The organism is Subtercola sp. RTI3, assembly GCF_035018625.1.
GTDB lineage: Bacteria > Actinomycetota > Actinomycetes > Actinomycetales > Microbacteriaceae > Subtercola > Subtercola vilae.
In genome coordinates this window covers 48,176-67,652 of sequence record NZ_JASJXO010000016.1, presented here as the reverse complement: position 1 = coordinate 67,652, position 19,477 = coordinate 48,176, and the positions used below count along the sequence as shown (strand labels likewise).

Below are 19,477 nucleotides of genomic sequence, written 5' to 3'. Positions count from 1 at the left end.
CCCCCCCCCCCCCCCCCCCCCCCCCCCCCCCCCTTTTTTTTTTCACCCACACCCCGCCATAGATGTGTATAAGAGACAGGGTTACCCCCGTCTCGCCGTCGACCGGCACTCCGCGCTACGGCGAGTACGCTTCCGCCCCCGGCTCGACCTCCCCCACAGTTCCTGTCGCCGGTCAGCCTCAGCAACTCCCCGTCGCCGGGCAGCAGCCCCAGCAACTCCCCGTGACAGGCCAGCAGCCGCAGCAACCGAACTACGGCAACGGATCGTTCGGACAGCCCGCCGCCGGCCAGGTGCTCTACGGGGCAGACGGGCAGCCCATCGCGCCCGCGCTCAAGCCCGCCAGACGCCGGGGCAGCGTTGCCCTCGTAGCGGCATTGGCGATCGGGGCACTGATCGGCGGAGCATCCGGAGCCGGTATCAGCGTCTGGGCACTCAGCCACAATGGCTCGACGTCGACGAACCAGGCCTCGAGCCCCACCACCATCACCGTCAACAACCCGAACAGCGCCAACCTGATCACGGCCGTCGCCGCGAAGGCCTCACCTTCAGTGGTCACCATCGGCGTCACTGACGGCAGCACCACCTCTGGCACAGGTTCAGGCGTCATTCTCTCGGCCGACGGGTACATTCTCACGAATACCCATGTGGTCACCCTCGACGGCGCAACGGCGAACCCCACCATCTCGGTCACCGCGGCCGACGGCAAGATCTACGCCGCCAAGGTCGTGGGCACCGACCCGGTCGCCGACCTCGCCGTGGTCAAACTGCAGAACGCGTCGGGCCTCACCCCCATCGAGTTCGGTGACTCATCGACTCTCAATGTGGGCGACACAGCCATTGCCATCGGCGCACCGCTCGGCCTGTCAGGAACCGTCACCAACGGCATCGTCAGCGCGCTGAACCGCAGCATCACCGTCGCCTCGTCAGCCGCACCCAACACCTCGGGCGAGCAGGCCACCCCCGACCCCAGCAGCACGGGAAGCCCCTACGACTTCTGGAACTTCGACATTCCGGGCCAGGGCGGTACCCAGAGCCAGACGCCCACGACGGCCAGCAGCACCATCTCGTTGGCCGTCATCCAGACCGATGCCGCCATCAACCCCGGCAATTCGGGCGGTGCGCTGCTGGATGCCCAAGGCAAGCTCATCGGAATCAACGTCGCCATCGCGAGCGCAGGTTCGACGAGCAGCTCGAGTGGCCAGTCGGGCAGCATCGGAGTCGGCTTCTCCATTCCTGCCAACTTCGCCAAGCGCATTTCTGACGAGATCATCGCCACAGGCAAGGCCACGCACGGGCTGCTGGGCGCGTCAATCGCCCAGACAGCCGAAGCCAATGCCTCAGTCGTCGGCGCCACTGTGGCCGACGTCACGAGCGGGGGAGCAGCCGCGGCAGCGGGCCTCGCGAAGGGCGACATCATCACCGCCTTCAATAACATCGCCGTGACCGACGCCACCGACCTCACGGCACAGGTGCGCGTACTGCCGGCAGGTGCCTCTGCGACCGTCACCTACCTGCGCGGCACCATGTCGACGACCGTCACTGTGACCCTCGGCCAGCTGGCCAATTAGGCAGCATCGCGGCGCGGCGAGCATCTGCGAACCCGCGTCGCGGCCTGCTGCTAGGCTCATCGTTGCAAATTCGCCGCGATGGGCAGGCCGGTGCGAACCCGGGCCCACGGGCGCACGACAGACAAGCAGACCCCATGACCGACCCCACGCCTGGCACGACGCCGTTGCCTCCCGTGACCGCCATTCTGGCGGTGCGAAACGACGTCGAGACGCTCGAACAGGCGGTGCAGAGCATCGTCGACCAGAATTACCCACTCGCAATCGACATCGTTGTCGCGGCCGCGCCGAGTACTGACGGCACTGCCGAACTGCTCACGTCTCTCTCCGCGGCGAACCCGCGCCTCACCGTGCTGCATACCACTTCGGTGTCGCAGGTGGTGGCTCTGAACGAAGCCATCGCCGCCGCCCGCAGCTCACTCATCATCAGGGTCGACCCGCGCGGCGCACTGCCCACCGACTACGCCGTGCGCGCCGTCGAGACCATGGTCAGAACCGATGCCGCGGCGTTGGTCGGCCGCGCCCGCCCTGTCGGGCAGACCCCTTTCGAACGTGCCGTCGCTTTCGGCTACCGCCACCGCCTCGGTCTTGCGGGTGACCCGCTCACGTCGGCGGCCGGAGAAGGCCCCTCGCACGTCGCCGCTGCCCATGTCATCCGCCGACGGTCGTTCATCGAGGTGGGTCTGTACGACGAAGAGATTCGCCACGGCCAGTCGTGGGAGCTCAACGCACGCCTCCGCGCGGCCGGCCAGACCATCTGGTTCACTCCCTCTCTCATGTACCGGTTCAGGCCGCCGTCGAAAGCCCTCGCGCTCACCCGGTCGCTCTTCGCAGAGGGGTTGTGGCGCGGCGAGTTCGCGCGTTCCTTCCCCGAATCACGTGAGTTGCGGTTCGCTCTGCCACCGGTTGTCGTGCTCGCCACGATTCTCGGCTTCATCCTCGGCGCGGGTGGGCTGTTCGGCGTCGTCGCCGGAGCCATCGGTGTTGCCTCAGTGATCTCGTTCGTGCTGTTCGCGTTGCTCATCGTTCCGGTCGCGTATGTGGTGAGTGTCATCGGATTGTCGATTGTGGTTGCCGCCCGCGAGACACTGCGGGTAGGGGTGTGGTTTCTGCTCGTGCTGCCGTTCATCCACTTCTGCTGGGGCTTCGGTTACCTCGCCGGGTATCTCAATATCGAAGGCGCCGCCGACACCGTGATCGTCGACTTCGACTGATCGGCGACGTTCGTTCACACCAGGCCACGGCCGGCCGAGCGGAACACGGTCGACCAGCTCTCACCCCCAGTGTCGGTGATGGTCACCGTGACGTTTCGCGGCCCGTCGTGACGTTCGACTCGCAGGCGTACGACCGGCTGTAGCGTCGAGTGAGTCTCACCGTCGATGCTCCACGAGACGATGGATGCACCGCTCGGCGATCGCGTGTCGTGCAGTTCGACCTGCGCTTCGTGCCACAGGGCTTCGGGCAGGCACCAGTGAAGCGAGACGGAGAACGGACGAAGAGCGATTAGAGGCATGAGGCATTAAAGCATCAGCCCCCGACACGGCAACCGCCGCCGCTAGAAGCTCACCCGCCACAGGTACTCTTCGCCGCTCGGCCTGAACCAACGCACGACCAGAACTGTTCGCCGCGCCAGATCGTGCCCGCGGATGAGAACCTCGGCCGCGCCACCGACATCGAGGCTCTGCGGGATGCTCACGTTCATCGCGCCCGAACCGAGCAGGCAGAAGGTGAGGCCCACGATGCGTTCGTGGCCCACGTTGACAAGCGCGTACACCGGAGCGCGTCGTCGGTCGACGCGCAGCGGCACGGCGTATGCCGTCTCGGGCATAGCGTCTTCTAGGCTCACGGCTCTCACCATGCCCGCCAGCATAGAGGTCGGGTCTGACGCGAGCGGGCGGGTTGGGAGTAGCGAGTACGCCCCCGGGAGAACTACTCGATATTCGCCGGCTGTGGAGGAGTGGTGTCTGAGCTGGAACTGGAGCCGCGGCCGGCGGCGGCCTCGGAGCCTGAGCCTGAGCGGGGCAACCTCAGCGTCGGCTCCAGTCCGGGCGGAAATTCGAGCGGTGCCGGCCCGAATGCTGCGCGCGCACTCTTCACGACCCGTCGCCCGAGCACATGATTGCCCGCACCACCGATGACGGCCCCGATGCCGAAGGGCATCAGACGGCCTACAGCGGTTGAGCCCGTCCACGCGAGAAAATGCTTCAGAAACGTCTTCTTCACTTGGTCGGCCACCGGCCCGACCGCGGCTTGCGGCAGGTTTCGCGTGAGCAGTGTGCCGAAGAACTGCGTGCGCGGAACCGCCGTGCCCACCGCCTGCTGCGTGAGCTGCTGCACCAGGTCTGCGCCGCCACTGCCCATGAGCAGTGTCATCACCAGGGCCCGAGCCCGGTCGGGGCTCTCGACCGCGATTCCGTGCACCTCGGTGATCGACTGCGCGAACAGGGCGCTCGCCTCGAGAAACCCGAGTGTCTCGACCCCGGTCAGTGCCAGCGAGGCTGCCGTACCGACGGCCGGAATAGCTGCTGTCGCGCCCACGGCGGCGCCGCCGGTCGTCACGGCAGCGAGATAGTGCCGCTCGAGTGCCGAGATCAGTTTGTCGGGCGATGCGCCGGGGTTGCGCTTACGCAGCCCCCTGATGTGTGCCAGAACCGCCGGGCGATGGATGCTCAGCACCCGGTCGACGCCTCTGATTACCCGAGGGTTCAGCTCCGCCGGCTCGCTCTCGTCTGTCTTCTGCTTTCGTGCCATCAGTCTGCCCTCCAGAACGGCCTGTGAGCGGTCAATTGTACGTGCCGGGCTGCGGTAATCCGAGCGCATGACAGGGCTCAGCAAAGCCACCACGTGCTGTGATATACATGCTGGAGGCCAGGGGGCAAGGTCGGCAGTGGTTCGTTAGTATCTCTTCGGGGATTGATAGGTTTAGCCAGTGAGCTCAGAGTCAGAACTTCCCGGCGTCGAGGGCGAGACGGGCGTAGTGCGCCCGCCGGTTCGTCGGGCTCCTGCCCGCCCGAAAACCACCGGGGCGGCGTCTGCTGGGGCATCGTCTACCCGGGGATCGTCTGCTGGGGCGGCGTCGACCGCGAAGAAGACTCCTCCGAAACGAACGAGCACCGCGGCTCGGCCCGCTACGGAGAACACAGGCACTGCCGAAGGGGCAGCTCGCAAACCCGCTGCCGTTCGTAAGCCTGCTGCTGCCCGTCAGCCCGGTGCGGCTGGCACGTCGGCGTCGCGTACTCCTTCACCGCGCACTCCAGCGGTACGCACACCCTCAGCGAACACGTCCGAAGATCATGTCGAACTCGTCGAGCTGACTGAACCTCTTGATTCGACCGAACACGCCGCCTCAGCCGAATCAGTCGAGCTGGCCGAACCAATCGAGCTGGCCGAACCGATCGAGCAGCCAGCTGCACCGATCGACGTACTACCGGTCGCCGTCGAGTCGCGGCCCCTCATGCACGACCGGGCAACCCCGGCCGACCCCTTGGCCGCCCACGACACCGTTCTGGTACTCGACAACCTCGTCAAGCGCTTCGGTTCCACAACCGCTGTAGACGGCGTGAACCTCGAGGTACTGCGCGGTGGCTTCTACGGCATCGTCGGCCCGAACGGTGCGGGCAAGACCACCACTCTCTCAATGATCACCGGCCTGCTGCGACCCGACGAGGGCATCGTGAAGGTCAACGGCCGCGACGTCTGGAAAGACCCCGCCGCCGCCAAACGCAGTATCGGCGTGCTGCCCGACAAACTGCGTCTGTTCGACCGGCTCACCGGTCGGCAGCTGCTGCACTACGCGGGCTCGCTTCGCGGCCTCAACGGCAGAACCGTTCGGGAACGAAGCGAAGAACTCGCCGAGGCATTCGGGCTGCAGGATGCGCTCGGTCGCCTGGTCTCCGACTATTCCGCCGGCATGACGAAGAAGGTCGCGCTCGCGGCATCGATGATCCACTCGCCGCGCCTGCTGGTGCTCGACGAACCGTTCGAAGCCGTAGACCCCGTGTCAGCCGACACTGTCACCGATATTCTGCTGAAGTACGTCGCTCACGGCGGCACCGTTCTGCTCTCGAGCCACAGCATGGGCATGATCGAGCGCGTCTGCGACGGCGTTGCCATCATCGTGCACGGCGTTGTTCTCTCAAGCGGCACGGTTGACGCCGTGCGCAACGGCTCGACGCTCGAAGACCGGTTTCTCGAACTCGCGGGCAGCCACAAAGCAGTTGAAGGCATGGAGTGGTTGCTCAGCTCTTTAGACTGAGGCTCGCGTTCCTCGGCAATATTCTCACCGGCACCCCACGGCGCGTTCTCGGGGTCGTGGCCGGGCTGGTGGTGGCGTTCGTTCTCGTCGCCATCGTGTGCTCCCGCGTACTCGAGTTGCGTTCGGCGACCCCGATGGTCGCCCGCTCAGACCTCGTCGTCAGCGGGTCGATCATCGTGTTCGCGTTCGTCGTGGTTCCGCTCATCCTGCAGCGCACCGACGCTGTCGACCCACGGCGGTTCTCGCTCTTCGGAATCGCGCCCCGGCCCTTGGCGCTTGGCCTGGCGGTCAGCTCACTTGTGGCGTTGCCGGTGGTCGCACTGATTCTCTTTGCTCTGTCTAGCGTTGTCGCGTGGTCACGATCTCCCCTTGAAACGGTTTGCGCGGTCGTCGGAGGCGCGCTGGCTGTCGCCACGTGTGTTCTCGTGGGCCGGCTCTCGTCGGCGTTCGCGTCGCTGGTGCTGTCGACGCGGCGCGCGCGTGAGGTCGCCGGTGTCATCGGCGTGTTCGTTCTGGTGCTGCTTGCACCGGCCGTCGTACTCGCGCTCAGTCTGAACTGGGGCGGCGCCGCGGCATCGTGGAGCGAGAGCGTCTCATCGACCCTCGGGTACACCCCGCTCGGCGCTGCGTGGGCGCTGCCGGCCGCTGCCGCGATCGACGACCCGGGGGCTGCTTTTCTCTCGTTCGTCGTGGCGGTGCTGACAGTGGCAGTGCTCTGGTTGGCGTGGCGCACCTTGGTGTCGTTCATGGTCACGTCGACGCAGCGCGATGACCCGTCAGCAGAGCCCGCCGGGCTTGGGTGGTTCGGCCGGTTTCCGTCGACGCCAGCGGGGGCCATTGCGGCCCGAAGCCTGACGTACTGGTCTCGTGACCCGCGCTACTTCGTTCCGCTCATCATCGTTCCGATCGTGCCGATTCTGATGGCCATCCCGTTGCTGCTCGTCTCATTCCCGCCCACCTGGTACGCGCTCATCCCTCTGCCCGTCATGTGCCTCTTTCTCGGTTTCTCCGTACACAACGACGTGGCGCTCGACAATTCGGCGATCTGGCTGCACGTGGTCTCAGGCAAGCGCGGCATTGCCGACCGGGTGGGCCGCATGGCCCCCGTTCTGCTGCTGGGCCTGCCGCTGATCGGCATCGGGTCGGTGGTGACCGTGTTCCTGTCTGGTAATCATGCCGCCCTCCCCTCGGTTCTCGGGGCCAGCACGTGCCTGCTGTTCACCATCATGGGGCTTGGCTCGCTGATCTCAGCACGGTTCCCCTACGGCGCGACTCGCCCCGGTGACAGCCCCTTCACCCAGCCGCAGTCGATTGGCTCGACCTCGGCTATCGTGCAGGGTGTCGTTGTGCTCGGCACACTCGCCCTCTCGGCACCGAGCATCGTGTTCGCCATTCTGGCCGAGACCACCGCAGCCGACGATCTGCACTGGGCCTCGCTCGAATGGGGTGTGGGTGTCGGAGTGCTCGTGCTCGTGCTCGGCGCCCTCAGCGGCGGTGCCGTGTTCAACCGCCGTGGCCCTGAGCTGCTGCAAGCCTCTCTTCGGAGTTAGACTTTTTACATGAGTTTCTCGCCGCGTGCATCCATTTCAGACCCCGGCAGCATTCCCGACGGCGGCGGTACAGCAACGCTCGACCGTGAGATCGAAGAGCTGCTCACGACTGAGCAGATGGAGCCGGGTGACCACGAGCGATTCTCGCACTACGTGCAGAAAGAGAAGATTCTCGAATCGGCCATGACGGGCAAGCCCGTGAAGGCGCTCTGCGGCAAGAAGTGGATTCCGGGGCGCGACCCCGACAAATTTCCCGTCTGCCCGACCTGCAAGTCGATCTACGAACAGATGCAAGACGAGGGCTAGGCGCCTGCCACATACTCGGTGGGGATGACCGGCTCGCCTCCGCGCGCCAGCCGCAGCCCCTCTGCCGGCAGTTCGGCCACGGCCTTCGCTCGGTGTTCCCGCGCTGCCAGAACCCCGGCCGCGCCGGTGTAGCGCTCATCGATCACGCCTTCGGTGACGAAGGTGTGCAGCAGGTCGCGGGCATTCTCACTCGAGCGTGGGCCGGCGCCCCCGATGGCCGCCTCGACGTAGAGCACCTCGGCGGTAGCGACGCCGCGGGCATTCAGCCGTCGAACGGCGCGTTTCTTGCCGCCGATCGAGGTCTTCTCGGCGGATTTCTTCGCCACGGGCATCCATTCGCCGTCAACTGTTCGGTGCGCCACGAGCTTGTAGACCATTCCGGCCGCGACCGACCCCGAACCGGTGACCACCGAGGTGCCGACGCCGTACGAGTCGACCGGTGTCGCGGCCAGCGCGGCAATGGTGTACTCGTCGAGATCGTTCGTCACCGTGATCTTCGTGTGGTGGTTGCCGAGCGAATCGAGCTGAGCTCGCACCGATGCGACGAGTGCCGGCAGGTCACCCGAGTCGAGGCGCACGGCACCGAGTTCGGGCCCAGCGACCTCGACCGCGAGGGCGGTGCCGCGCTCGACGTCGTAGGTGTCGACGAGCAGAGTGGTGCCCGGCCCCATGGTGGCGACCTGTGAGCGGAACGCGTCTTCTTCGGTGTCGTGCAGCAGCGTGAAGGCATGCGCGGCGGTACCCATGGTGGGAATTCCCCACGATCGCCCGGCCTCGAGGTTCGAGGTCGCCGAGAAGCCGGCGATGAACGCCGCGCGGGCCGCAGCGACCGCAGACCGTTCGCCGGTGCGCCTCGACCCCATCTCGGCAAGCGGCCGGCCGCCGGCCGCAGAAACCATGCGGGCGGCCGCGCTCGCCACCGACGAGTCGTAGTTGAGCACGCTGAGAACGAGGGTCTCGAGAATGACGCCCTCGGCAAAACTTGCTTCGACGGTGAGGATGGGGGAGCCGGGAAAGTACAGCTCACCTTCGTGATATCCCGTGATCGTGCCAGTGAAACGGTAGTCGGCCAGCCACTCGAGGGTGCGTGCGCTGACCACGTCGTTTGCAGCAAGCCAGTCGAGCTCGTCGGGGCCGAACGTGACGTCACGGATGAGTTCGAGAACGCGGCCCGTGCCGGCCACGACGCCGTAACGGCGGTCGTGCGGCAGCGTACGAGCGAAGACCTCGAACAGGCAGCGGCGCTCGGCCGTACCGTCTCGAAGTGCGGCGTCGAGCATGGTCAGTTCGTAGCGATCGGTGAGAAGCGCGGTAGAAGTACTCACACTGTTGAGCCTAGCTGTCGCCCAGCAACCGCCTGACTGTCAGCTGCGCCGGCGAAGGGTGAGGGTAGGCTGGGGTGCTGTGAGCGACGCACCGATTGGCATTTTCGATTCCGGTGTCGGTGGGCTCACCGTGGCCCGCTCGATCAGAGACCAGCTGCCCCGTGAATCTCTGCTCTACGTCGGCGACACAGCACACTCACCGTACGGCCCGAAGCCCCTCGCCGATGTGCGCCGGTTCTCGCTCGCTGTGCTCGACGACCTGGTCGCCCAGGGCGTGAAGATGCTCGTCATCGCCTGCAATACGGCCTCTGCTGCGATGCTGCGCGACGCTCGCGAGCGGTACTCCGTGCCTGTCGTCGAGGTCATCCAGCCTGCCGTGCGCGCCGCCGTCACCGCTACGCGCACCAACCGGGTGGGGGTGATCGGTACCGTCGCCACCATCACGTCGCGCGCCTACAACGACGCCTTCGCGGCCGCCCCGCACCTCGAACTCTTCTCTGCCGCCTGCCCACGCTTCGTCGACTTCGTCGAGGCGGGCGACACCTCCAGCCCCGAGCTGCTCGAGCTGGCGGCCGAGTACCTCGAGCCGTTGAAGGCCGCCGCCGTCGACACGGTGGTGCTCGGATGCACGCACTATCCCTATCTCAAAGGCGCCATCAGCGTGGTCATGGGCGACCGCGTCACGCTGGTGTCGAGCGATACCGAGACCGCCAACGATGTGTATCGCGAACTGGTTCAGCAGGGCATCCAGCGCACCGCAAGCACACCGCCCACGTACCGCTACGAGGCCACCGGCGAGAGTGCAGCCGAATTTCTGCGCCTTGCCCGCCAACTGCTCGGGCCCCAGGTCTCGGCCGTCGACCTCGTCGAGACCGGCGCCATCTCACTGCCCTTCATTCGCTGACCACAGGAGACACCATGACTGACCCCACCCCTCAGCCCCTCGTTCGTAAAGACGGCCGTTCGGTCGATGACCTGCGCGAAGTCACCATCGAGCGCGGCTGGAGCGCCCAGGCCGAAGGTTCGGCTCTCATCTCGTTCGGCAACACGAAAGTGCTCTGCACCGCGTCGTTCACCAACGGCGTTCCGCGCTGGATGTCGGGCAAGGGTAAAGGCTGGGTGACCGCCGAGTACGCCATGCTGCCCCGCGCCACCAACAGCCGCACCGACCGCGAGTCGGTGAAGGGCAAAATCGGGGGCCGCACGCACGAGATCTCGCGCCTCATCGGGCGCTCGCTTCGTGCGGTGGTCGACATGAAGGCCCTGGGTGAGAACACCATCGTCATCGACTGCGACGTGCTGCAGGCCGACGGCGGCACCCGCACGGCAGCCATCACCGGTGCATACGTAGCCATGGTCGACGCCATCGAGTGGGCTCGCGGCAAGAAGTTCATCGGGCAGAAGGCCGTGCCTCTCATTGACAGCGTCTCGGCCATCTCGGTGGGCATCATCGACGGAACCCCCATGCTCGACCTCGCTTACGTCGAAGACGTGCGTGCCGAGACCGATATGAACGTCGTGGTCACCGGCCGCGGCCTGTTCGTCGAGGTGCAGGGCACCGCAGAGGGTGCTCCCTTCGACCGCACCGAGCTGAACTCGCTGCTCGACCTCGCCCTGGTCGGCACCGCTGAACTCTCCCGCCTGCAGCTTCTCTCGCTGGGTGAGACGGCGTGAGTGGCGAACGCATCCGCGTGGTACTCGCCACGCACAATCAGCACAAAGTAGACGAGTTCCAGAAGATCCTGGGCGCCCGGATGCCCGGCCTCGACATTGTGCGCTACGACGGCCCCGAACCGGTCGAAGACGGCACCACCTTCGCCGAGAATGCGCTCATCAAGGCGAAGGCCGCCGCGCTTCACACGGGGTTGCCTGCGCTCGCTGACGATTCAGGTCTGAGCGTCGACATTCTGGGCGGCGCACCCGGTATCTTCTCTGCCCGCTGGGCCGGGCACGGCAAGGGCGACAGGGCGAACCGCGACCTGTTGCTCGACCAGCTCGCCGACATTCACGACGAGCACCGTGAGGGCGCGTTCGTCTGTACGATCGCCCTCGTCGTACCCGAACGGGGTAAAGCGGCCGAGGCCGGCGAATTCGCTGTCGAAGAAGTGGCCAGCGGTTTCTGGCGTGGCATGGTCGTGCGCGAGGCACGGGGAGAACACGGGTTCGGGTACGATCCCGTCTTTCAACCTGCGGGCAGTGCGCTGACGGCAGCCGAACTGGCTCCGGCCGAGAAGAATGCGGTGAGCCACCGGGCGCTCGCGTTCGAGAATCTGTTGCCCATCCTCAGCCGCACGCTCGCGCTCTGACAGTTCGGGTGGGCCCGCGGCCCCCTAGAACCGACTGGCCCGAACGGCCGCGTGCTTGCTGAGAATGAGCGTCATTCCTATCTGGCGCCGCGCTCTGGCGGCCGAGGTCGCCGGTGCCTAGTCTGAGAGCAATGAACCAGGATGCCGCTTCGGCAGAACGAGGCCACGAGGCCGGGCACAGTCACGCCAGTAAGTCGACGAACCGAACCCGCCTGACCATCGCCATCGCGATCGTCAGTGTCGTTCTCCTTGTCGAGATCGGCGGTGCGGCGCTCAGCGGCTCGCTGGCGCTGCTGGCCGATGCCGGCCACATGCTCTCAGACCTGTTCGGCTTGGTCATTGCACTGCTCGCGTCAATTCTGGCGCTGCGGCCCGCCTCCGACCGGCACACGTTCGGCTTTCAACGGGCCGAGGTGCTGGCGGCGCTGGTGAACGGGCTGATTCTCGTCGGGGTCGCTGTCTTTGTGGCCATCGAAGGTGTGTCTCGCCTCCTGGCACCCGCATCCGACCAGGTGCAGGGTGCACCGATGCTCATCGTGGCGTCGATCGGGCTGGTAGCCAACATCGCCGCTCTACTGGTGCTGCGCGGGGGAGACACGAAGTCGTTCAACATGCGCGGTGCCTACCTCGAGGTGCTGGGTGACACGCTGGGGTCGATCGCGGTGATCATTGCGGGAATCCTGATTCTGACGATCGGTTTCGCGGCGGCCGACGCACTGGCGTCGCTCGCCATTGCCGTGATGATCGTGCCGCGCGCGGTGTCGCTTCTTCGCGATGTGGTGGGGGTGCTCATCCAGTCGGCGCCGAAAGACACCGATGTTGAGCAGATTCGGGCGCACCTGCTGGGCACTCCCGGTGTGCTCGAGGTGCACGACGTTCATGTGTGGGCCATCACTTCGGGCGAGCCGGTATTCTCGGCGCACATCGTTGTCTCGCCGGAGGTCTACGCCGATGGAGCGACCGGCGAACTGCTCGACCGCCTGTCAGAGTGCCTGACAGCCCACTTCGACGTCGAGCACTCTACTTTTCAGCTGGAACCGGCTGAACACGCGGGGCACGAGCACGACCAGCACCGCTGAGCGACATGTTGTTCGACACAAGCACCGCGGCGATGGGAAAGACCAAGACCGAAAGCGCCCCCGCGCCGATGATGCTCGCCTGCGTGGCGATGGTCATCTGACCGTTCGAGACCCCGATTTCGGTGAGTGCGACCAGCAGCGGTAGCGCTGTGGCGCTGAAGAAGGCGAGCTCGATGCGTTCGCGCAGCTCGAAGTCGCGCCGGTACCAGAACAGGGCGGGTGCTCCGCGGATGAGCAGCAGCGCGAAGAAGATGATCAGGGGCGCTGGGTTCGAAGCGATGGAGTCGACGTCGAGCGTCATACCGGAATAGGCGAAGAAGATGGGGATGAAGAACCCGTAGCCGACCGCCTCGAGCTTCACTTCAAGAACTTCGCTCGGTACCGGTGACCAGCGTTTCAGCAGCATTCCTGCGGCGAAGGCACCGAGAACGCTGTCGAAACCAAAACCGTTCGAAGAAAGAGTGCCATCGCGACGATGGGCGCCATTTCGCCCCCCGCGCCAGCCGCAAAGGCAAAGCGGCCGAACCGGGTGCCGAACATGCCGTTCTCTTTGAGAATGGGGATGAGGGTGCCGAGCGCAGTGGTGCTGAGCGCGATGGTCAGCACGTACGGCGACTCGATGATGCCCAGAGCATTCAGCGAGAACATCAGCACTCCCGCCACTGCCAGGCTCGCGACCCACGCGATGCCAGCCAACCGCCCCGCGCGCTCAGTTCAGCACCGAGGGCCCGATCGCCACGCCACCGGCCAGAAGCAGCGCCACCTGGGGAACGCGGATGGGACCTGGCAGCAGGTCGACGATCAGTGGTGCAGCGGCCCTCAGCAGAACAACGACGACGAGTGACGCGAAAGCTTCATTCACGTGGGGTCAGTCGGCTTTGCTTTCGCTGAGCGCGGCGGTGCGGCGGGCCTTGCGGGTCGAACGAATCGTGTGGAACACCGTGGGAATCAGGGTGAGAAGCACCACAGCGATCAGCACAACATCGATGTACTTCGCGGTGAAGTCGGCCACCGCCGGAATCTGGCCGAGCAGGTACCCGAGCATCGTCACGCCGCCGCCCCACGCGAGTGCGCCGATGGCGTTGTACAGGCTGTAGCGGCGGTAGTCCATCTTGCCGACACCGGCCGCGATGGGAGCGAAGGTGCGAACGATCGGCACGAAGCGAGCCACGATCACCGCCGCGCCGCCGAAGCGCTCGAAGAACGCGTTGGTGCGCTCGACATTCTTGATGCTGAAGAAGCCCGACTCCTTGCGTTCGAAGATGCGCGGGCCGGCTTTTCGGCCGATGAGGTAGCCCATCTCACCGCCGAGGAAGGCGGCGATGGCGATGGCCGGAGCCACGATGTAGATGGGAATCTGAATTCCCTGGCCGCTCGTCGTACCCGTGTACGTGAGCAGCCCGGTGAAGAAGAGCAGGGTGTCGCCCGGCAGGATGAAGCCCACCAGCAGGCCGGTCTCGGCGAAGATGATGAAGCAGATACCGAGAATGGCGAACGGGCCGAAGGCAGTGATGATGCCCTGCGGATCGAGAAAGGGAATCAGGGCCGCGTGAACAGGCGAGGCCTGAATCAACGCCGTGAGGCTGAAAGCTGTGTGCATTGGTGAAGCTCCAGTCGTTGGTGCCTGCGCTGCCAGCCGGTCGGGCAGACGCGCGTGCGGGAGAAGGGACTTGAACCCTCACGCTCGAAAGCACAGGTACCTAAAACCTGCGTGTATACCAATTTCACCACTCCCGCGAAGAACACCCTCAGTGTAATGGCTGGGTATCAGGGCTCGAGTGCGTTACTCAGGAGTTTTTCACCAAGCGGGGCACCCGGCCCACGTGCGGCAGGTAGCGCGGAATATAACGAATCAGGATGCCCGCCCCCGCGAACCCCAGAACGCCCATGATCGCCGCAGCCAGCGGCAGCGACGCCACGGCGACAACCCCCGCCACCAGAACCGGTGCCGCGGCCGTGCCCAGGTCGCCCGTGAACCGGAAGGCCCCGAGAAACGGAGCCGGGTCGGTCTTCGGTGCGAGGTCGGCTCCGAGCGTCATGATGATGCCGCTGCCGACCCCGTTCGACAAGCCCAAGAACACGGTGAGGGCGATGAACCAGCCCACGGCTCCGTCGAGGTTGTGGGTGAACGACAGGATCACGAAGCAGATGCCCATACCCACCATTGAGGGCACGACGCTCCACAGCCGACCGAACCTGTCCATGATCTGGCCGCTCGAATAAAACAGGGCAAAGTCGAGGGCGCCTCCGATGCCGATGATCAGCGCCGTCGAACTCTCGCTGAGCCCCAGGCTGACGGCCCAGAGTGGCAGCACGACGGTGCGGCTTGCCCGCAGCGCGCCAACCAGTGTCACACCGGTGCCCACGCGCACGAGCAGCGAGCGAAACTGCACGAGGGTAGCGAACAGCCCGACAGACTCCTCGCGCACGAAGGTCTCCCCAGCATCGGGCTTCGCGAGCTTCTCGGTGGGGTCGGGAATGATGAAGAGCAGAATGATGATCGCCACACCGCACACGCCCTGAATCCAGAACACAGACTGTGACACGCCGGTCAGCGCGATGACCCCGGCCCCGAGAAAGGGCCCCACGAACCAGCCGGCCCGAAAGGTGCCGCCGAGTGTCGACAGCGCTCTGGCCCGAAACGCTGCGGGCACGAAGGTGGTCATGAAGGCGTGTCTCGCCAGGGCGAACACGGCCGCAGCGAGACCCAGTAAGAAGATGCCCGTACCGAACAACAGATTGTTCGGCGCCAGAAGGCAGAGCACGATCGCCAGAATCGACAGGATGGCGGCGTAGATCATCGACCGTCGCTCGCCGATACGGCTGACCACCCACCCGCTCGGAATATCGCCGACCAGCTCGCCGATCATGGTCATGCCCGCGATGAACCCGGCCACCGCGAGGCTCGCACCGAGGTTGCTCGCAATTGCGGGGATGACGGGGATGATCGCTCCCTCGCCGATTGCGAACAACAGCGAAGGCAAAAGAGCGGGAAGAGCAATAGACCTGAACTGGAACGCCTGCTCTGTAGTACTCATCAGCTAAGCAGTTTACGCGGGTAGGCTGGGGGATCGTGTTAGAACTCGATCTCTCCGAGCAGATCACTGCTCTCCGCTCCACCTTCGGCGACATCCGTTCGGTGGTCGACGTCGACGGCCTGAAGGTGCAGATAGCCGACCTCAGCGAGCAGGCCGGTGTTCCCGATCTTTGGAACGACACCGAGAAGGCGCAGAAGGTCACCAGCGCGCTCTCGCACCGCCAGGCCGAACTCGCGAAGATCGAAAGCATCGACTCACGGCTCGACGATCTCGAGATCATGGTCGAGCTGGCCAACGACGAGTCCGACGAAGAGTCGGCGACCGAAGCGCAGGCCGAGCTCGTCAGTCTCACGAAGGTGCTCGGCGAGCTCGAAGTGCAGACCCTGCTGAACGGCGAATACGACCCTCGGGCAGCGGTGGTCACCATCCGGGCCGGCGCGGGCGGCGTCGACGCTGCAGACTTCGCAGAGATGCTCATGCGCATGTACCTGCGCTGGGCCGAGCAGCACGGGCATCCGACCACCGTGCTCGACACGAGCTACGCCGAAGAGGCGGGTATCAAGAGCGCCACATTCGAGATCGACTCGCCCTACGCCTTCGGCACGCTGTCGGTTGAAGCCGGCACCCACCGCCTGGTGCGAATGAGCCCCTTCAACTCGGCAGGCAAGCGCCAGACCAGTTTCGCAGCGGTCGAGGTCGTTCCCCTCATCGAGCAGACCGACGTGGTCGAGGTTCCCGAGAACGACATCCGCGTCGACGTCTTTCGCTCGTCGGGTCCCGGCGGCCAGTCGGTCAACACGACCGACTCCGCCGTGCGCATCACCCACCTGCCCACCGGCATCGTGGTGAGCTGCCAGAACGAGAAGAGCCAGATTCAGAACCGGGCGGCGGCCATGCGGGTGCTGCAGTCGCGGCTGCTGCTCCTGCAGCGCGAGCAGGAGAACGCCACGAAGAAAGAGCTGGCCGGGGTCATCACGGCGAGCTGGGGCGACCAGATGCGCAGCTACGTGCTCGCGCCGTACCAGATGGTCAAAGACCTCCGCACCGACTACGAAGTGGGCAACCCCTCGCACGTGTTCGACGGCGACATCGACGGTTTCATCTCCGCCGGCATCCGGTGGCGCAAACGCAAGCAAGACTGAACGTCGGCGCGTCGCTGCGGTGAATCACATGGCCCCTGTTTAGGCTGCAAAGGCCATGATTCGATTCGACCACGTCAGTAAAAAGTACAAGGGCACGGCCAAGCCGGCGCTCAACACCATCGACCTCGAGATACTGCGGGGCGAATTCGTGTTTCTCGTCGGCGCCTCGGGTTCGGGCAAATCGAGTTTTCTGAGGCTGGTGCTGAAAGAAGACCGGCCGACGAGCGGCAACATCCACGTGCTCGGGCAAGACCTCGGGTCTATCTCGTCGCGCAAGGTGCCCTACTTCAGGCGCAACCTCGGGGTCGTCTTTCAAGACTTCCGGCTGCTGCCCAACAAGAACGTCTTCGACAACGTGGCGTTCACGCTGCAGGTCATCGGCAAGTCGCGCGGGTTCATCCAAGAAGCGGTTCCGGATGTTCTGCAGATGGTCGGGCTGGCCGAGAAGGCCAATCGCCTGCCGCACGAACTCTCGGGTGGAGAGCAGCAGCGCGTGGCCATCGCCCGTGCGGTGGTCAACAAGCCGGCCATCCTGCTCGCCGACGAACCCACGGGCAACCTCGACCCGCTCACGAGCGCCGGCATCATGAACGTGCTCGATCGCATCAACGCGGGCGGCACCACCATCATCATGGCAACGCACGACAACGCCATCGTCGACCAGATGCAGCGTCGCGTCATCGAACTCGTCGGCGGCCAGATCATTCGAGACGACCGCCAGGGCGGCTACGGCATGACGGCCGCCATCGGCTTGCAAGACAGCGGCATGACGGCCGAGATCACCCGCCCCGACCCGCTCTCGCTCCGCATGCAGGCCACGGGGGCCATCGAGCGGCCCGTGCTGCCGGTGGCTGGCGAGCCTGCTGCTGCACCTGCTTCGACTTCGTCTGCCAACGCGGTCAACTCCTCTGCGGGTCGTGAGAGTGCCGCGGTCTCGACGGGTGGCACGCCCGTCATTCCGCAGCTGAACCGCAACACGTCGTCGGTGCCCGTGGTACCGGTCGTTCCGCGCGTGCCCACCACTTCGGTTCCGGTTCAGGTATCGACACAGACCGGTCAGATATCGACTCAGACTGGTCAGGTATCGACGCAGGCCGGCTCGCACTCACAGCCGCAGGTCGGCGAACCGCCGCACTTCTTTCCGCCCGCAGCGGCTGATGTACGGCAGGCCGATACCGGCCCTGTCGAACGACTGAGCACGGTAGCTCCGGCCGATGCCGCTGCGGCACCGAATCCCGTGAACACCGTGAACGGGGCGAACACCGCGCACCCCGACGGTGACCCCGACGATCTCACCACTGGCCAGCTGAGCCTGGCCGAAAAGCTCGGCCTGCGTGCTCCCGGTGCTAACCATGACCCCGCGGCTGACCAGAATGTAGGCCCCACCTCGTGAGATTTGCACTGATTCTCGGCGAGGTCGGCACCGGCCTCCGCCGCAACATGTCGATGGTGGTGTCGGTCGTTCTCGTGACCTTCATCTCGCTCACCTTCGTGGGCGCAGCGATTCTCCTGCAGATGCAGATCGGCCAGATGAAGAACTACTGGTACGACAAAGCCCAGGTCGCGGTGTACATGTGCACGGCGACCTCGAGCGATGCGAACTGCGCCAACGGCGAGGCCACACCCGACCAGGTGGCGGCAGTGGATGCCCAACTCAAGTCGCCCACGCTGGCCCCGTTCATCCAGCAGTACTACTTCGAAGACCACCAGCAGGCCTACGACCAGTTCCAGCAGCAGTTCGCCGGCAAAGACGTGGCGAAGTACGTCACTCCCGACCTGCTCAACGAGACCTACTGGGTCAACATGGTCGACCCCCAGCAGTCCGACGTTCTCGTCGAGAGCCTCTCGGGCCTCGCGGGCGTCGACAGCGTGGTCGACCAGCGCAGCTACCTCGAACAGATCTTCTCCATTCTGAACGCGGCGAGCTACACCGCCGTCGGAATTGCTGCGCTGATGCTCGTGGCCGCCGTGCTGCTGATCGCCACCACCATCCGCCTCTCGGCGTTCTCGAGGCGGCGTGAGATCGGCATCATGAGGCTCGTGGGGGCGTCGAACAGGTTCATTCAGACACCCTTCATACTCGAGGGCGTGATCGCCGCGCTCGTGGGATCGGTTCTGGCCGGGGTCACCATCTGGGCCATTGTGCACTTCTTCGTTCAGGGCTACCTGCAACAGCTGTTGCAGTTCACGAACTTCGTCACCGAGGGTGATGCGCTGTCGATCGTGGTGCCCGTGCTCATCGTGCTGGCAGCGCTACTGGCTGCGCTCTCGGCGAAGTTCGCCATCACCCGGTACCTGAAGGTGTAGTTGCCGGGCTTCGGCCCGGTAAGCTTGAAGGCTGCCGTCAACTGAGTGCGGCATCCATCGATCTGAGGAGTAATCGTGCCACGCGAACGCGGAGAAAAGGTCGTAGCGACCAACCGCAAGGCCCGCCACGACTACACCATTGAAGACACCTTCGAGGCTGGCCTCGTGCTGACCGGCACCGAGGTCAAGTCGTTGCGCGCCGGCCGGGCCTCGCTTGTCGACGGCTACGGCTACATCGACGGAGGAGAAGCGTGGCTCGACGCCGTGCACATCCCCGAGTTCAACCAGGGCAGTTGGAACAACCACCCCGTCAGGCGCAAGCGCAAGATGCTGCTGCACAAGAACGAGATTCTGAAGATTCACAACAAGGTCAAAGAGGGCGGCTACACCCTCGTGCCGTTGCGACTGTACTTCAGCGACGGCAAGGCAAAGGTCGAACTCGCCGTGGCCAAGGGCAAGCGCGAGTACGACAAACGCCAGACCCTGCGCGAGCGCACCGACAAGCGCGAGGCCGACCGGGCCATGGGAACGCACCGCAACCTCGGCGACTGACGCCGCTGGCCAGCTCTGCTCGGGCTGGCCGTGCTGGCCGTGCTGGCCGGGC

Annotated in this window: 22 protein-coding genes and 1 tRNA gene; 13 read left to right on the top strand and 10 right to left on the bottom strand. The window is 65.3% G+C overall.

Annotated features, from left to right (window positions below; genetic code table 11):
- Positions 1–221: 221 nt before the first annotated feature.
- On the top strand, positions 222–1,568 hold the full coding sequence (locus QN358_RS08480) for a S1C family serine protease (RefSeq protein WP_323512092.1): 1,347 nt from the start codon (positions 222–224) through the stop codon (positions 1,566–1,568).
- Between the two features lie 134 nt (positions 1,569–1,702).
- Complete coding sequence (locus QN358_RS08475) at positions 1,703–2,779, top strand: glycosyltransferase (RefSeq protein ID WP_136642247.1); 1,077 nt, start codon at positions 1,703–1,705, stop codon at positions 2,777–2,779.
- A gap of 14 nt (positions 2,780–2,793) precedes the next feature.
- Here QN358_RS08475 and QN358_RS08470 read toward each other — a convergent pair whose 3' ends face one another.
- From QN358_RS08470 to QN358_RS08460, 3 genes are all read right to left on the bottom strand, one after another.
- Positions 2,794–3,078 (bottom strand): hypothetical protein, encoded by a 285-nt coding sequence (locus QN358_RS08470; RefSeq protein ID WP_136642248.1) that lies wholly within the window; start codon positions 3,076–3,078, stop codon positions 2,794–2,796.
- A gap of 42 nt (positions 3,079–3,120) precedes the next feature.
- Entirely contained in the window at positions 3,121–3,393 is a 273-nt protein-coding gene (locus tag QN358_RS08465) for a hypothetical protein (protein WP_136642249.1), read from the bottom strand.
- Between the two features lie 101 nt (positions 3,394–3,494).
- Positions 3,495–4,316, bottom strand: a complete 822-nt coding sequence (locus QN358_RS08460) for a hypothetical protein (RefSeq protein ID WP_323512091.1) — start codon at positions 4,314–4,316, stop codon at positions 3,495–3,497.
- Between the two features lie 178 nt (positions 4,317–4,494).
- Here QN358_RS08460 and QN358_RS08455 point away from each other — a divergent pair, with 178 nt between their 5' ends.
- Genes QN358_RS08455 through QN358_RS08445 form a run of 3 tightly spaced genes read left to right on the top strand, consistent with a single transcriptional unit; the run spans position 4,495 to position 7,676 of the window.
- The gene (locus QN358_RS08455) at positions 4,495–5,820 is read left to right on the top strand and encodes an ATP-binding cassette domain-containing protein (RefSeq protein ID WP_323512090.1); all 1,326 of its coding nucleotides are present in this window, start codon (positions 4,495–4,497) and stop codon (positions 5,818–5,820) included.
- Positions 5,796–7,370, top strand: a complete 1,575-nt coding sequence (locus tag QN358_RS08450) for an ABC transporter permease (RefSeq protein WP_136642251.1) — start codon at positions 5,796–5,798, stop codon at positions 7,368–7,370. The genes QN358_RS08455 and QN358_RS08450 overlap by 25 nt, the downstream gene beginning before the upstream one ends.
- A 9-nt stretch (positions 7,371–7,379) precedes the next feature.
- Positions 7,380–7,676 (top strand): DUF3039 domain-containing protein, encoded by a 297-nt coding sequence (locus tag QN358_RS08445; RefSeq protein WP_136642252.1) that lies wholly within the window; start codon positions 7,380–7,382, stop codon positions 7,674–7,676.
- Here QN358_RS08445 and QN358_RS08440 read toward each other — a convergent pair.
- Positions 7,673–9,001 carry a nicotinate phosphoribosyltransferase gene (locus QN358_RS08440; RefSeq protein WP_136642253.1) on the bottom strand — a complete coding sequence of 443 codons (1,329 nt, stop codon included), beginning with the start codon at positions 8,999–9,001 and terminating at the stop codon, positions 7,673–7,675. The genes QN358_RS08445 and QN358_RS08440 overlap by 4 nt on opposite strands.
- A gap of 79 nt (positions 9,002–9,080) precedes the next feature.
- Between QN358_RS08440 and murI the strand changes: the two genes are divergently transcribed.
- The 4 genes from murI (at position 9,081) to QN358_RS08420 (ending at position 12,386) form a co-directional block, all read left to right on the top strand.
- Positions 9,081–9,905 (top strand): glutamate racemase, encoded by an 825-nt coding sequence (murI, locus tag QN358_RS08435; protein ID WP_323512089.1) that lies wholly within the window; start codon positions 9,081–9,083, stop codon positions 9,903–9,905.
- Between the two features lie 14 nt (positions 9,906–9,919).
- Entirely contained in the window at positions 9,920–10,675 is a 756-nt protein-coding gene (rph, locus tag QN358_RS08430) for a ribonuclease PH (protein WP_136642255.1), read from the top strand.
- A complete protein-coding gene (rdgB, locus tag QN358_RS08425; protein WP_237280376.1) occupies positions 10,672–11,307 on the top strand; it encodes an RdgB/HAM1 family non-canonical purine NTP pyrophosphatase in 636 nt (211 codons plus the stop codon). Before rph ends, rdgB begins: the two co-directional genes overlap by 4 nt.
- Before the next feature lie 131 nt (positions 11,308–11,438).
- Positions 11,439–12,386 carry a cation diffusion facilitator family transporter gene (locus QN358_RS08420; protein ID WP_136642256.1) on the top strand — a complete coding sequence of 316 codons (948 nt, stop codon included), beginning with the start codon at positions 11,439–11,441 and terminating at the stop codon, positions 12,384–12,386.
- Here QN358_RS08420 and QN358_RS08415 read toward each other — a convergent pair.
- The 6 genes from QN358_RS08415 to QN358_RS08390 all read right to left on the bottom strand — a co-directional run bounded on the left by QN358_RS08415 (position 12,328) and on the right by QN358_RS08390 (position 15,424).
- Positions 12,328–12,792, bottom strand: a complete 465-nt coding sequence (locus QN358_RS08415) for a cation:proton antiporter (protein ID WP_237280377.1) — start codon at positions 12,790–12,792, stop codon at positions 12,328–12,330. The two genes, QN358_RS08420 and QN358_RS08415, sit on opposite strands and share 59 nt — an antisense overlap.
- A complete protein-coding gene (locus tag QN358_RS08410; protein ID WP_323512088.1) occupies positions 12,783–13,034 on the bottom strand; it encodes a hypothetical protein in 252 nt (83 codons plus the stop codon). Before QN358_RS08410 ends, QN358_RS08415 begins: the two co-directional genes overlap by 10 nt.
- A gap of 61 nt (positions 13,035–13,095) precedes the next feature.
- Complete coding sequence (locus QN358_RS08405; protein ID WP_161580413.1) at positions 13,096–13,248, bottom strand: hypothetical protein; 153 nt, start codon at positions 13,246–13,248, stop codon at positions 13,096–13,098.
- A gap of 6 nt (positions 13,249–13,254) precedes the next feature.
- Positions 13,255–13,986, bottom strand: coding sequence for a DedA family protein (locus tag QN358_RS08400; RefSeq protein WP_136642258.1), 732 nt, complete (start codon positions 13,984–13,986; stop codon positions 13,255–13,257).
- A 55-nt stretch (positions 13,987–14,041) separates the two neighbouring features.
- Positions 14,042–14,123, bottom strand: a tRNA-Leu gene (locus QN358_RS08395).
- A 50-nt stretch (positions 14,124–14,173) separates the two neighbouring features.
- Positions 14,174–15,424 (bottom strand): MFS transporter, encoded by a 1,251-nt coding sequence (locus QN358_RS08390; protein ID WP_136642259.1) that lies wholly within the window; start codon positions 15,422–15,424, stop codon positions 14,174–14,176.
- Positions 15,425–15,459: 35 nt separating this feature from the next.
- Between QN358_RS08390 and prfB the strand changes: the two genes are divergently transcribed.
- From prfB to smpB, 4 genes are all read left to right on the top strand, one after another.
- The gene (gene prfB, locus QN358_RS08385) at positions 15,460–16,566 is read left to right on the top strand and encodes a peptide chain release factor 2 (RefSeq protein ID WP_136642260.1); all 1,107 of its coding nucleotides are present in this window, start codon (positions 15,460–15,462) and stop codon (positions 16,564–16,566) included.
- A 55-nt stretch (positions 16,567–16,621) separates the two neighbouring features.
- Complete coding sequence (ftsE, locus tag QN358_RS08380; protein WP_136642261.1) at positions 16,622–17,959, top strand: cell division ATP-binding protein FtsE; 1,338 nt, start codon at positions 16,622–16,624, stop codon at positions 17,957–17,959.
- Entirely contained in the window at positions 17,956–18,873 is a 918-nt protein-coding gene (gene ftsX, locus QN358_RS08375; RefSeq protein WP_136642262.1) for a permease-like cell division protein FtsX, read from the top strand. The genes ftsE and ftsX overlap by 4 nt, the downstream gene beginning before the upstream one ends.
- 75 nt (positions 18,874–18,948) lie before the next feature.
- Positions 18,949–19,425: an SsrA-binding protein SmpB gene (smpB, locus tag QN358_RS08370; protein ID WP_323512087.1), complete on the top strand. Its 477-nt coding sequence runs from the start codon at positions 18,949–18,951 to the stop codon at positions 19,423–19,425.
- Positions 19,426–19,477: the final 52 nt, after the last annotated feature.